The sequence below is a fragment of the Flavobacterium limi genome (assembly GCF_010645075.1).
Taxonomy (GTDB): Bacteria; Bacteroidota; Bacteroidia; order Flavobacteriales; family Flavobacteriaceae; genus Flavobacterium; species Flavobacterium limi.
The window spans coordinates 229,822-244,049 of sequence record NZ_JAADZV010000009.1 but is presented as its reverse complement, the minus strand read 5'-3'; the positions used below and the strand labels follow the sequence as shown (position 1 = coordinate 244,049).

Genomic DNA, 14,228 nt, shown 5'->3' with positions numbered 1-14,228 from the left:
TTTACATATTCCCCGCTACGCAAAGTCTTTTTTCGGACTTTGCGTAATTTTAAAATGATATTTAAATCCTTAAAAGCATCAAAAGTCTCCCGACTTTTAACGGAGATATCTTCGTAAGCTATACGTTTAAAGAGTTATAGAAAAAACTAAAATATTAGCAACTGTTGCACAAAGGAAAATACTTCACAGCAATCTCAAAAATTGTATTTTTAAGATTGTATTAATTGGGAAACCATCTATCGATCAAAGTTTTTATTTCCAATTTCGCATTTTCAAGAATTGAATCTAATTGGTCTCTGTTTTGGTCAACCCCAAAAGCTGAAATCTGTTCTGAAGAGATACCCATAAAATCAAAATTTTGTTTTATGGTAGATGAAGCAAATTCCTTAATATTGTCGGAATTATTATAATCGAATCCGCTAACTACTATTGATAAAGCTTTTTTATCTTTACAAAGACCGCTAAAGCCTGTTTCAGGGCTAAAAGAAAATGTCTTATCACTAACGACAATAGCATCTATCCAGGCCTTTACTGTTGCAGGCATTGTAAAATTGTAAATAGGAAAAGCCAATACAATATTATCAACTGCAAGAAGTTCATCTATAAGTTTATGATGATTAGAGAGCGTTAAGAGTTCTGTTTCTGAAAAGTCTCTTTTACCCATATTCCATTCCATTATTAAATTCAAATTTTTCTCTAATAATAAGTCTGGTGGAGTTTCAGTTAAATCTAAATGTTTTATTTCTGTTTTTCCTTTTGCCAGTTCCACAAACGCATCAAATAAAATTTGGGTGTAAGAGCCTTTTCTGGGTGAATAGTTTATTACTAATGTTTTTGTCATTTTATTTTTTTTAAATAGGTTATTACTAATGCATTTGTGATTTTTTTACAAATATAGAATCAACACATTGATAATTTTAATTATTTTTGTTTACCTATTTATAATATATGTTATGATTAATTTGGAATGGCTGAGAACTTTCAGCGCTATATATGAATGTAAAAATATAACAGAAGCTTCACAGAAATTAAATATGACCCAACCCGGAGTTAGTAAACATTTATCTGCCCTGGAAAGCCATATAGGGAAAAAATTATTTGAAAGAACTACCAGGAAATTAGCACCTACCGAATATGGGAAATTTTTATATTCACAAATTAATAATCCATTAAGTGAATTAGAAAAAGTAGAATATTATTCAGGTCAAAGAACAAAAAAACAACGATCTGCAATAACAATTGGTTGTACCTCAGACTTTTTTAGGAAAGAATTAATACATCACATTTATACTTTTGACATGTATATAGTGACCCAATTTGGAACTGAAAAAGAATTGATTGAAGCTCTTGAAACGGAAAAAATTCAATTATTGGCCGGAATAAAAAAACACGATACTTACGACCATCAATTCACGTACTTAAAGACTGAAGAGTTAGAATTAATTTGCTCCAATTCTATTGTTATTCCAGAGAATATTGAAAAAAATGATACCCAATTCATCGCATGGTTACAAAAGCAAACCTGGTTTACCTATGACAATAACCAAAATGATATAAAAAAGTTCTGGGATTCCAGATTTAATACTAATCCCAGAATAGTTCCAAGATATATTTTACCCTCTTATCTGGACATAATAGAAACTTTAAAAAATAATAGTGGGTTTGGTATAGTTCCTAAACATTTATGTGATGAAGGATTAGACAAAAAATTAATTAAAACACCTATTAAGTCTTCTGAAATAATAGAGCAAAAATTATTTTATTCATTTAAGCTGAAGAACAATAACCTGAAAGAAATCAACCTTTTTATAGAAAAGATGAAAAAAGCTAATTTAGCACCTTATTAAATTGGTTTTTAAGAACACAACTAATATTCGTTTGAGTAATACTAAATTTTTAAAAACATTTATCTCCTATTTTGAAACTTAAAATTTTTTCAAAGCTTATTAATACTTGTTCTTCTTTAGCAGACAATTCTCTCTACGAATAGTCTTCTTCAAACTTTGCGTATTTTAAAATCGTATCACAATTCTGAAAAGTGTCAAAAAATCTTGGTAATGCATCGCTTAAAGAGTTGAAATAATGATTGGATTTATGATCTAGGCTTAGCCAGATTCCTGTCATACATAACAATTGTTCCAGCTACGGCGACGTTTAAGCTTTTTTCGGATTTGAATTTTACTAAATGATGGCATTTTTCCATTGCCTTTTTAGGTAAGCCATGATCTTCTGCCCCTAATAAATAGACACAGCGTCTTGGATGCTCAAAGGTTTCTAAATCGGAAGCTTTTTCATTTAATTCAACACCCACCAGTCGCGCTCCTTTAGGCAGATTTTCGAAAAAAGCTTCAAAAGTATCATAGTGAAAATACGGAATTGCCTTAACTGCATCATGGGTATCACAGGCTTGTTTGGCATATCGGTTGCCTATTGTAAATATAAAAGTAGCTCCTAAATTCTGAGCCGATCGCCACAAAACACCTAAATTTTCAGGAGTTTTGCCATTCTGGATGCCTATACCAAAGTATTCATTTACAAAATTGTCATTCATACCGCAAAAGTACAACTGTAAAACAGATAAATCAATTTTTGTTAAATGAAAAGCGATTTAAGAACGGTAGTATAATCTGAATTTAATAAATTACACACGCTGTTTTTCTGTAAAAGTTTCCACTAACTGACACGATATTTCATGAAATCTAAATTTAGCATTTGTATATTTACATAAATTAAAAAATAGATTTTAATGAACATCAAAACATTAATACTGATCATCATTAATAGTTTAATTGCGCTGGTAATTGCTTTATTGTCTTTTTCTTCATACAAGCAGTTTTCAAACGTTTTAAACGATCGTATTTTACTTCAGTTAAATTCTATTAAAACACTCAAGCAAAACCAGATTGAACATTTATTAAAATCAGAATGGGAGCGGTTTGAGGCTTCCGAATTTTACAGCCAAAAAATTGATACTACCTTATTAAAACTTCCGGACAGTATTAAAAACAGCAATGGAATTCACGATTTTACCCCTTATCAGGCTGCTAAAAAAACCACAATAGGGTTCATCTCCAATTCAAAAAGAGGTACAATAATTAAAGTATTAGATTACAACAAAATCAAACAAATACTCCTTGAACGTACCGGAATGGGGGATAGTGGCGAGTCTTATCTTGTGGGACAAGATTTCCGAATGCGTTCTCAGTCCCGTTTTTATCCCAATAAAATCCCTTACAACATATCTGTTAAAACAAAAGGGGTGACCAATGCTTTTAAAGGAATAAACGGCAGAGGTGTTTTTGAAGATTACAGGGGTATTGATGTGTATAGTGTGTACAGTCTCATAGTGGTCGGAAACTTAAAAATGGTTATTCTGTCTGAAATAGATGTTGATGAGGTTACGCTCCCGCTGAAAGAACTGAAGGAAAGACTAGTCGGTTTGACGCTAGCTATTTTTTTGCTGGCCGTAATGCTTTCTCTTTTTCTGACAAGATTTATTACCAACCCAATTAAAAATATGCAAAAAAGTCTCCGGATTATGGCACAAGGAGACTATAACCAAACCAATGAATTTATAAAAAATTCAAAGGAAATAAAGGAAATGTTTGATGCCCTGGCAAGTTTGAAAGCTTCTTTGCAGGGTGCCGTAAAATTCTCTGATGATATTGGCAAAATGAATTTGCATTCCGATTTTAAGCCTAAAAGTTCTAATGATCTGCTGGGGAAAAGCCTTTTGGCGATGAGAGATAAGCTTATAGAGTTTAGAAATAATGAAGAAAATACCAGAATACTGTCAAAACGGTTGTTGGTAAACGGTATGGAAGATGAAAGGCGCAGACTTTCGCGGGAACTCCATGATGGAGTAGGCCCGTATTTAACCTCTTTGAAACACTACATCGAAAACAGGGTTAAAAATGAAGAGAAGAAAGCAGAAATGAAAAAAATAGTGGATGATACCATTTCTGAAATAAGACTGATGTCAAATGCCTTGATGCCCGCTTCAATAGATGATTTTGGAATTGGAGTTACCTTAACCAATTTTATTGAAAGCCTGAAAAAATCGACAACTGTAAAGATTGAATATGAAGATTTAACCCAACAGGAAAGTTCTAATATCACCAACCATCAGGCGATTAATCTTTTTAGAATAACCCAGGAACTTATTAATAATTCATTAAAACATGCAGATGCAAAAAATATTCGGATTACACTTTCAGAGTTTGATGATTTTATCTCACTTTTTTATTTTGATGATGGAATTGGGTTTGATATCAGCACGGTTAAATTGGGTTTAGGAATTAGTAACATCAAAGAACGTGTAGAAATTTGCAATGGTACTATTACCATCAATGCAGCTCCCGGAAATACAACCTTTGAAATTGAATTACCTATAGAATTATGAACGAAATCAAATTAATAATAGCGGACGATCATGAGCTTTTCCGAAAAGGACTTGCTGAGCTACTAAGAAAGCATGACGATCTAAAAATAGTTAAAAGCGTTGGGGATGGCGTTGAATTTATGGAGCTTATAAACACCAAATTTGAGGCTGATATTGTATTGCTCGACATTACAATGCCAAACATGGATGGTTTTCAGGTCTTGAAAGAATTAAAAACTTTAAATTCTGATATCAGGCCTATCGTGATTTCGATGCACAATGATGGTAATTACATTGCAAAATGCGCTAAAATGGGAGCTTACGGCTACCTTTTGAAAAATACAGATGAAGCCGAATTAATCCTTGCGATAAGAAGTGTGGCTAACGGGAAAAAATATTTCAGCGCTGAAATTTCTGAAAAAATGATCAACTTTATGTCGGCACAAAGCATCAGTGAAAATGTTTTGTCTAATAAGGAAACCGAAGTTTTAGGGTTAATTGCCAAGGGTTTAACCACTAAAGAAATTGCGGAAAAACTGTTTGTCAGTTCACGCACAATAGAAACCCATCGTGCCAATGTTTTAAAAAAATTAGAAGTAAAAAATACAGCCGAACTTATTAAAAAAGCAGCAAAAATGAATTTAATATAACACATTTTAACAAAAATAGTATCCGTATAAATACGGATACAGATTGAGTAGATTCACATAATCCTAAAAACCTATTACAGCTTGTAACTTTGAAAAAACAGTAAAAAGTAATAGTCATGAAAAATATAGTATTGATTTTAGGAGTTTTATTTATGTCTTTCAGTGCATTTGCACAGGAAGAACCTACCAAAGTAAAACAGAGTGATTTAAAAGGTCCGGCTTTTAAAAATTATAAAGTTTGGGAGCACGAAACAGTGTCTACTAAAATATATTCAGAAAACAATAAAGAAGTACTGCAGGGACCAGCATTTAAAAATGCTCAGCCAGTGAAGGACACTCCAAAAAAAGAGTTGGTTGAAGTGAAAATAGGTAATCCTGAAAGACTAAAGTTAACGGGTCCAGCATACAAAAACCATGGTCCGTGGAGTAAAAAAGGATAATGTCTCAGGAATTGAATTAGATTTTACAGATGTTTGCCACTGTCTAAAATCTGATTCAATAACCAAAAAAGCAAAACAGGCTGTCTGAAAAGTAATTTTCGGACAGCCTGTTTTATAATTTGAAATCCCAGCTTTCAGCCATTCCAAATAGTCATTTACAGATGTAGGCTAGCAGTTTTACCTTTTATCCTGCCGTTAGTAAATGATCCTGATACTATTTAAGTCTTAGAATCTCTATATATAAAAAGAGCTGTCGGTAAAGACAGCTCTTTGGGTTTTTCAAGTTAGTTGTATAAGCTTACTAATTCAAAATACTTCTAAAAAATGAATGAAAAACCAATTTCTTACTATTTGGGTGCAGCAACCTGAGTTTTTGATTTCATGATTACTTCGACCGTTTTGGGTTTTGCGAAAAACTCTTTTGCAAAAGCTTTTATATCTTCGGCAGTTATTTCATTTACAGTCTTTTTATAAATTTCATCATCCTTAAAACTTTCATTATTTAACATCATGTTGTTGAGGCTGTTAAGCCAGAATCCGTTTGTCATTACTTTTTCGGCCCTGCCTTTCAGAACTGTGTTCTTAATAGACTCAATATCCACCTGTTTTGTTACAGTATTTTGCGTTAAATTAATCTGTTCGTACACAATTTTTGTTAATTTTTCTACCTTTTCAGGATCACTGTCAAAATTGATAGTCATAGAATATTCATCCGAAGGCAGTCTGCCGGCACTTGATGATAAATGGACACCATAACTTCCGCCTTCTTCTTCCCGAATCAGGTCAAGGTATTTTTTAGAAAGCAGTTCTGATAAGATATGCAGTGTAAAGAGATTTTTGTAAGTGTATGGAAACTGTTTTACAAAACGAATATACACACTGGCTTTTGGCACATTCATTTCACGAACCAACAGCTGTTTTGCAATTCCCGGCGCGGGATCCAGTTGGTTATCAATAAAATTTTCTTTTTTGGCCGTATCTGACGAAATACTTCCGATGTATTTTTCTAATAAGGGAATTGCATTTTCAGGAAGGTTTCCGGTAAAGACAAAAGTAAAATCAGCAGCATTTTGAATTCTTTGTTTATATAATTCTGAAGCTTTTTCGAAACTTAATTGCCTGATGAATCCTTCGTCAAACAGTGGGACTCTTTTATTATGGTTGTAGTTCAGCTGTGAAATTGTATCCTGAAACACTTTCGGATTGGTATTCGCAGCATTTTCCAAAGAATTTGTAAAACCTGTCAGCATTCTGTTATAAGAATCTTTATCAAATCTGGGCTGCTCAAAATAGAGATATAATAATTGCAATAAGGTTTCAAAATCTTTCTGGTTGGAAGAACCTTTAAAACCTTCGGTCAGTTCTGTAATATAAGGTTTCAGGCTTACAATTTTCCCATTTAGCTTATCACTTAAATCAGTACTTTTAAAAGCGCCTAAACCTGAATTTTCAACTAAACTTACAGCAATTTGTGAAGACGGAATATCTTCTGTTTTAATCAATGAACTTCCGCCTAAACTAAAAGCCGAAAATAAAACTTCATCTTTTGCCAAAGTCGTAGGATATAAAACAATCTTTGCACCGTTTTCTAAAATATAACTTTTTGCTCCTGAAATTCCCTGAACAGGTGTTTCTTTTGCCACTTTAGAACCTTTTAACTCCGCCTTGACCAAAGGCTGGTTGGTATCTGTTTCTTTATATTTTTCAAGAGGCATTTTCTTTACTGCCTGTATGATTTTGTTATATTCCTCTTTTGAAGGATAAACAACATCCTCCTTATCGGGACCGGTAACAGTCATGACAATATTATCAGACGTCTGCAGTTTTTTCAATGCCTCATTTACATCAGCCAGTGTAATTGATGCCAGTCTGCTTTTTATATTTTCGCATTGGGTCTCAATACTTTCAAACGGAACTGCTTTCAGGAAATAATTGACCAGTCCTTCCGAAAATTCATCATTTTCGATTTTGTCCTTATTCTGAAGTATATTTTCATAATAGCTTAAAACACTTTGTTTGTTCCTGTCCAGTTCTTTTTGTGTGAAACCATAACGGATGGCTCTTTCGGTTTCGACCATCATTTCTTTGAAACCTGCCAGTGTTTTGTTGTTCTTTGGCGTCACAAACAAATAACTTGCATCCGTTAATCTGGATACTTCTGATACACCAGCGCCAATTTTTAAAATAGCTGTTTCATTGTTCTGAATAAATTCCTGATAACGCCTGTTGAGCATATCGGTACACAAATTATCTATCAAATCCCTGCGAATCGTTTCATTGTTCTTGACTTTGCCGAAATCTCTTTTGTAATAAAGCACCACGTTTGTTTCCTGCGCTTCTCTATCTTTTGCCAGGACGTATTCCATTCCTTTGTTTTTCGGAATCTCTACATAATAACGTTCGGCAGGATTACCTGGCATTTCAATTGAAGAAAAAGTGGCAATAATTTTCTTTTCGATTTCTTTTACATCAATATCGCCTACAACAATAACGGCTTGTAGATCCGGACGGTACCATTTTTTGTAATAATCCCTTAAGACTTGGTAATCAAAATTATTAATGATGTCCAAGTCACCAATAACGTCACGTTTTGCATATTTAGATCCTTTGTAAAGCACTTTATCTGTCTGGAGGTTCAATCTGAAATCTGAATTCCTTCTGGTACGCCATTCTTCCCTGATAACACCTCGCTCTGCATCAATTTCAGCATCTTTGAGCAGCAGAAAACCAGACCAGTCATGCAGGGCCAAAAGGCATGAATCAACTAATTTTGAATCAGTTGACGGGACATTGCTTAAATTATAAACCGTCTGGTCCTGAGCCGTGTATGCGTTTATATCTGCACCAAACCGCACTCCTTTTTTTTCCAGCATATCGATAATCCCTTTTCCTTCAAAATGCTGCGTTCCGTTAAAAGCCATATGTTCCAGAAAGTGGGCAAGTCCATTCTGATCATCGTTTTCTAAAATAGCACCGACATTTTGGGCAAAATAAAAACAAACACGGTCTTTAGGATATTCATTATGCATTACATAATATTTCAGTCCGTTCTTTAATTGTCCCGAAACAACCTCTTTGCTCAACGGAATTGTTGTCGAAAATTGGGCAGCACTTTTAAATCCGATTAGAAGGATCAAAAGCCAATATTTTGATTGAAAGATTTTCATTTGCTATTTTTGTTGGGATTATTTTTTAAAATTCCGGACTCCTTCCTGAAGCCAGTTGTAGTACGCCTGAATATCAGGATTGTATGCCGAAGGTTTATTGAGGTCTTTTTCATTATGGTCCATTAATACATAATACGGCTGTGCGTTGGTTTTGTATTTTAAGATTTGAAGTTCACTCCATTTCTGTCCCGTATATTTCAGGACTTTTCCTGTGATTTTAGAAACTACCTGCTCGCTTTCCGGCAACGGTCTTTTGTCATCTACGTATAAAGAAATCAGTACGACATCATTGTTTAATACTGACAAAACTTTTGGGTCAGGCCAGACTCTTTCTTCCATTTTACGGCAGTTTACGCAGGCATAACCTGTAAAATCAATCATTACGGGTTTGTTTACTTTTTTTGCGTAAGCTAAGCCAAGGTCATAATCATGAAATGTAGTAATTCCGTTTGGACCACTTTCTGCGCCTTCCGGTAAAGCCGTTTTTTCTGCATTTACAGTGGTCGTATTTCCAAAACCATTTGGTGATTCACTATATTGTTTTGCGGGCGGAAACCCACTGATGTATTGTAAAGGAGCTCCCCAAAGTCCGGGAATCATGTAAACAACAAAAGAAACAACCAGAATACCTAAGCTTAATCTTCCGACAGAAATATGTGTTACCGGAGAATCATGCGAAAGCTGGATTTTACCAAACAGATATAATGCGAGCACAGAAAAAATACCAATCCAAATAGCAATAAAAACTTCTCTTTCTAATAAGTGTAATTGTAAAACCAAGTCGGCATTACTTAAGAATTTCAATGCCAATGCCAGTTCCAGAAATCCCAAAACTACTTTTACAGAATTTAACCAGCCACCCGACTTTGGAAGCGAATTCATCCAGCCCGGAAAAGCAGCGAATATGGCAAATGGTAATGCAATAGCTAATGAAAAACCAAACATACCTACTATAGGGGCAATTCCTGCCTGACCTGCAGCCTGAACTAATAATGTCCCGACAATTGGTCCCGTGCATGAAAATGAAACGAGTGCCAATGCCAAAGCCATAAAGAAAATGCCAATGAGTCCCCCAACTTCCGACTTCTGGTCGACTTTGGTCATCCACGAACTTGGTAATACGATTTCGAAAGCCCCTAAAAAAGAGATTGCAAAAACTACTAATAGTATGAAGAACACGATATTAAAAACGACATTTGTTGCCAGTGCATTTAAGGCATCGGCACCAAAAACAGCAGTTACAAGACTTCCTAAGATTACATAAATGGTAATGATAAAGATTCCGTAGAAAGCGGCATTTCTAATCCCCACAGCCTTATTTTTACTTTGTTTGGTAAAAAAGCTCACTGTCATTGGAATCATTGGGAATACACAAGGTGTAAGCAAAGCGGCAAGACCTCCTAAAAAGCTAAAGAAAAATAGTGTCCAAAGGCTATCATCAGAATTTTGGGATGACGATTTCCCGGGATCATTTTCCTGCGGTTTAAGAGTGTTCTTTTCGCTTGCTGTAACAGAAATTGTTGTGTCTTTTTTTATTTCCTGCTTTGTAATTGTATCACTACTAATTGTTGCAGTTTTTGTTTCTTCTGTGTTTGCCACTGTTACTGCCGCATCCTCTTTTATTGGAACATCCGATTTTTTGAAGGTGAATTTTAAATCTTTATCACCGGGAGGCAGGCAGCTGTTGTCATTACACACCATAAAAAATATGCTGGCGTTTATCGTAAAGGCATCTGCTGTTTTGCGTTCTATATTTTGCGTAAAAACCGCTTTGTCTGCAAAATATTTAATTCGCATGTTAAAAACAGGATCATCTACTTCATGTCCTTCAGGTTCTTTAACACCGCCAATTGTTTTATAATTTTTCGATTTCGGAAACGTAAAAGCTGTTGGAGCTGGCCCTCCCGAAGGAACATTCTGCGAATATATATGCCAGTTTTTATCAATCTTGGCTGTTATGATCAGCGTATATTTATTTTCTCCCAGTTCTTTTACTGAAGTTGTAAACGAGACCGGATCGTAAATCTGGGCAGTAACACTGCTTATCGTAAAGAGAAATACGATAAAAAAGATTAATTTTTTCATATTTTTTTTGAATTAACAACTGGCTTTCAGAGCCCTTTATTCTATTGTTTTTTGTCAGGTTAACAAACTAGGATTTGTTGTATTTTGCCAGAATCCATTTGGAGATATCTTCGAGGACTTCTGGAGCAAACACCTCATCAATTTCCTTGCTTTCGTTCTGGTTACAGGTGATGCAATGCTGATACATATGGTTCAGACCGGGATAAATTTTGGTCGTGACATCATTACTTTTTAAGTATTTCTTAAAGCTTCCTAAATTTTCTGCTGCAGGGACCATGATATCTTTGTCTCCGTTTACGGCAAATACCGGAATATCTATTTTAGGCAGATAATCCTGTGGATTGTAGTGAATGCTGTATCGGTACCATTTGCGTTCTGCATCATTGCCGTAGCGGTAAATGAAATCTTTTTCACGTCCGCCCCACATATGAATTTCTTTTAGTGTAGTTGAATCTTGTGTTTTTCTCCACTCATCCAGTTTTACCTGCAAAACCGGTGTTACAGAATCTGTTACTTTTGTATCGTAAACGGCTTTAAACATAATGTTGTACATTTCCATTTGTTTGTTGACCACTTTGTCTGTAAAGCCATAACTCTTAAGAATTGCAGTATTTTGCAGGTTTAGCATTTCAAGCCCGCTAACAGCAACGCCTGACAAACTCACCATGAATTTTACATTTTTGTTTCTGGCACTTACGATAGAGGCAATCATGCCGCCTTCGGAATGGCCTATTAAACCAATATGAGAAGCATCAATATTTTTATCACTTTTTAGATAATCGATCTGAGCATCTACATCATCAGCGAAATCTCCTGTTGTTGACTCTTTGAAATTGCCGGATGTTTTTCCGGTTCCTCTGTCATCAACCCGAAGTGAAGCAATTCCTTTACGGGCTAATTCATCGGCAAGGACTGTAAAAAACTGCCTGCCCATATAGGTATAATTACGATCGTGCTGACTTGTTCCTGAAATTAAAATTGCCAGCGGATATTTCTTTTTTCCTTGTGGGATTGTTAATGTGCCTCCGTAAGTTAGTTTGGTACTTTTTCCCAAAAAAGTCATGTCAATAACCTGATAAGGATAGGGTTTTTTAGGATGCTGCGCAAAATGTAAAGGCTGGATCTCTTTTTCTTTCTTTAAAACAATGGCCGTATTTGGAATGGAATAATAATCGAAAATCCCTGAAACAGCACTTTTGTCTGCAGTGTATTTTCCTTTGAAAGAAAAACCATACATTTCATTTTTAAAAGATATGCTGTCACCTTTTATAGTGGTTACTACTTTTTTATCAATTTCTAATTCAGGTATTTTAACACTTAGAGAATCGGTTTTGTATTTCGCCAAATCTCCTGACAAAATAACTCTGTATGAATGATGCTGGCCCTGCCAGATAGTTTGTGCAAAACTATACTGGCTGGTCATCATCAAGAAAATTGCCAATCCAAAAAGGACGCTGTTTCTGTTTAAATTAAATAAAACTTTCATTATTTTTTCTCTGCCTTTAAATGCTCAACAACAATTGAAATTTCATCTACTAATTCGCTTGGACTTCCAAAATAACCATTAGACATCCAACGTAATTTTCCGTTTGCATCAATAATCATTTTCTCCGGAATTCCGGAAAATTGAAATGCTTTTGCGTATTGTTCATAAGCAACATCCATTTTTCCTGTTTTAGGATTTTTTCCATCGTAAAGAACGTTAAAATCAAATCCTTTTTCTTTGATGAAAGCCTGGGTCTGTTCTTTATAATCTTTGATATATTCCATTGTATCTACAAAATAGAACTTTACATTTGGGTCATTTTTGTATTTGTCAACTGCCATCTTCATTCCCGGCATCGCATTTTTACATGGTCCGCACCACATTGCCCAGAAATCAAGTACTACAATTTTTCCTTTTTGGTCGGCCAGTTTTACTCTGCCACCTTTGCTGCTTTCTAAATCAAAACCTGCAATTGGAAGGTTTACTAATTCTGAAATTACTTTCTTTTTATGTTCTTCAATATTATTTAAAGATTTTAGAGATTCTAAGTAAGCGTCAAAACCTGCTGTTGTTCCGCCATCTTTCAAATAAAGTTCTTTTAATGAAGCTAATATTTCAGGAGTTACCTGATTTTGTTTTACCGCAAGTGCCATATAATTTTTAGCATCTGCTGTTTGTCCCTTTCTTATCAGCATTCTGGCATAAACCTCGTTGTAAGTAGCATCGTTGTACCCAAACAAAGGTTTGATTTTTGCCAGGTATTTTTCTTCCACATCATAGTTTTTTGTGGTTTCTGCTAGTTTTGCATACGTAAAATATTCTCTGGCCAGCATTTGCAATGCCTGATCCTGCCATTCTTTCAGAGATAATTTTCCTGCATACATTTTTGGAACAAATGTTAGTCTGTTCTCCAGTTCTGCCATAAAAATATCAGCGTATTTTTTTAAGGTTTCTATGTTCGCTTTTTCGGTTCCTTCATGATCTCTGTCGTAAGGAATTGATACTAAATGCCAGTGATAATCTAATAAGTTGCCAAAAGAAACCTTTTTGACACTGTTCAAAGCATAATCATAATCTTTGTTATTTACGATATAACCGTAAACAATAGATTTAACCATTTTATCATAAAACAAACTTTCATAATCGGTGTAAACATCCTCAAATTTGCTTTGCGGAAAATTCTTTTCGAAATCGGCAAATAATTTTACTTTAGTCTTAAAATCTGTTTCATTAAAAACCTTTTGAATTTGTCTGTCTCTTGCTAAAACTCCGTAAGGATATTTTGTCACCAACACTTTTTGAACAGAATCTGTAAATACTTTATCAGCTGGATTTTCTAATAAAAATAAAGTCTTCTGAATATCATATTGTGTTGTATTATCCAGATTTGGATCTGCCAACAGGCCACGCAATTCTTTTTTGATTGCTGCACCTTCATCTTTACCAGATGCTAATTGTTTTAATTTTAATCCATAATAAAAAACCTTTTTACGGCTTTCCGGATGGTATTGCAGTTCGTAATTGATCCACATCAGACCCACCTGATCGGCGATGTATGCGCTGTCATGGACTACATTCGGGACTTCATTCTGAAAGGCCCTGCTTCTCAAAATTCCCCAGCCTGTATAAGATCCGGGAACCTGTGCAAACATATAACCATTTGGGAATTTTTCTCCTTTGTCTACGATTGTATCTGATTTAAAAACACAATTAATAAACGAAGCATGGTTTGAAAGCTTCATTTTTGTTTCCCATTTTTTATCTCCGGCTGCTTTTAAAGAGATATCGTCTGCACGCCATTTAAAATTATCAAAAGTATATACAACTCCATTTACATACATAGCATTTGCAAGTGGTCCGTTTGCGGCATTATAAGTAATGGTAACTTCGTCTCCCGGATTTGGATGTTCCGGAGAAAGAGACAATACGGGCGCAGGTGCATCCTGAGCAAAAATTGCTGTGTTAATACTGAATAAAAATAAGATCAGTTTTAAATTTTTCATTTTTTGTTTTTTTTTG

At 34.7% G+C, this 14,228-nt stretch carries 10 protein-coding genes; 4 read left to right on the top strand and 6 right to left on the bottom strand.

From position 1 onward, the window contains the following. Window positions 1-220: 220 nt before the first annotated feature. Window positions 221-841 carry an FMN-dependent NADH-azoreductase gene (locus GXM16_RS18165; protein WP_163395916.1) on the bottom strand — a complete coding sequence of 207 codons (621 nt, stop codon included), beginning with the start codon at window positions 839-841 and terminating at the stop codon, window positions 221-223. A 112-nt stretch (window positions 842-953) separates the two neighbouring features. Here GXM16_RS18165 and GXM16_RS18160 point away from each other — a divergent pair, with 112 nt between their 5' ends. Then, on the top strand, window positions 954-1,847 hold the full coding sequence (locus tag GXM16_RS18160) for a LysR family transcriptional regulator (RefSeq protein ID WP_163395915.1): 894 nt from the start codon (window positions 954-956) through the stop codon (window positions 1,845-1,847). Window positions 1,848-2,092: 245 nt separating this feature from the next. Here GXM16_RS18160 and GXM16_RS18155 read toward each other — a convergent pair whose 3' ends face one another. Further along, a complete protein-coding gene (locus GXM16_RS18155; RefSeq protein WP_163395914.1) occupies window positions 2,093-2,551 on the bottom strand; it encodes an RNA methyltransferase in 459 nt (152 codons plus the stop codon). 195 nt (window positions 2,552-2,746) lie between these two features. Here GXM16_RS18155 and GXM16_RS18150 point away from each other — a divergent pair, with 195 nt between their 5' ends. The 3 genes from GXM16_RS18150 (at window position 2,747) to GXM16_RS18140 (ending at window position 5,471) form a co-directional block, all read left to right on the top strand. After that, window positions 2,747-4,402 carry a sensor histidine kinase gene (locus tag GXM16_RS18150; RefSeq protein WP_163395913.1) on the top strand — a complete coding sequence of 552 codons (1,656 nt, stop codon included), beginning with the start codon at window positions 2,747-2,749 and terminating at the stop codon, window positions 4,400-4,402. Then, window positions 4,399-5,031, top strand: coding sequence for a response regulator (locus GXM16_RS18145; protein ID WP_163395912.1), 633 nt, complete (start codon window positions 4,399-4,401; stop codon window positions 5,029-5,031). Before GXM16_RS18150 ends, GXM16_RS18145 begins: the two co-directional genes overlap by 4 nt. Before the next feature lie 116 nt (window positions 5,032-5,147). Beyond that, window positions 5,148-5,471 carry a thioredoxin domain-containing protein gene (locus GXM16_RS18140; protein WP_163395911.1) on the top strand — a complete coding sequence of 108 codons (324 nt, stop codon included), beginning with the start codon at window positions 5,148-5,150 and terminating at the stop codon, window positions 5,469-5,471. Window positions 5,472-5,818: 347 nt separating this feature from the next. Here GXM16_RS18140 and GXM16_RS18135 read toward each other — a convergent pair whose 3' ends face one another. The 4 genes from GXM16_RS18135 to GXM16_RS18120 all read right to left on the bottom strand — a co-directional run bounded on the left by GXM16_RS18135 (window position 5,819) and on the right by GXM16_RS18120 (window position 14,212). Then, window positions 5,819-8,638, bottom strand: coding sequence for a M16 family metallopeptidase (locus GXM16_RS18135; RefSeq protein ID WP_163395910.1), 2,820 nt, complete (start codon window positions 8,636-8,638; stop codon window positions 5,819-5,821). Between the two features lie 18 nt (window positions 8,639-8,656). Beyond that, entirely contained in the window at window positions 8,657-10,723 is a 2,067-nt protein-coding gene (locus GXM16_RS18130; protein ID WP_163395909.1) for a protein-disulfide reductase DsbD family protein, read from the bottom strand. A gap of 67 nt (window positions 10,724-10,790) precedes the next feature. After that, a complete protein-coding gene (locus tag GXM16_RS18125) occupies window positions 10,791-12,209 on the bottom strand; it encodes an alpha/beta fold hydrolase (RefSeq protein ID WP_163395908.1) in 1,419 nt (472 codons plus the stop codon). Next, a complete protein-coding gene (locus GXM16_RS18120; RefSeq protein ID WP_163395907.1) occupies window positions 12,209-14,212 on the bottom strand; it encodes a TlpA disulfide reductase family protein in 2,004 nt (667 codons plus the stop codon). Before GXM16_RS18120 ends, GXM16_RS18125 begins: the two co-directional genes overlap by 1 nt. Window positions 14,213-14,228 lie beyond the last annotated feature (16 nt).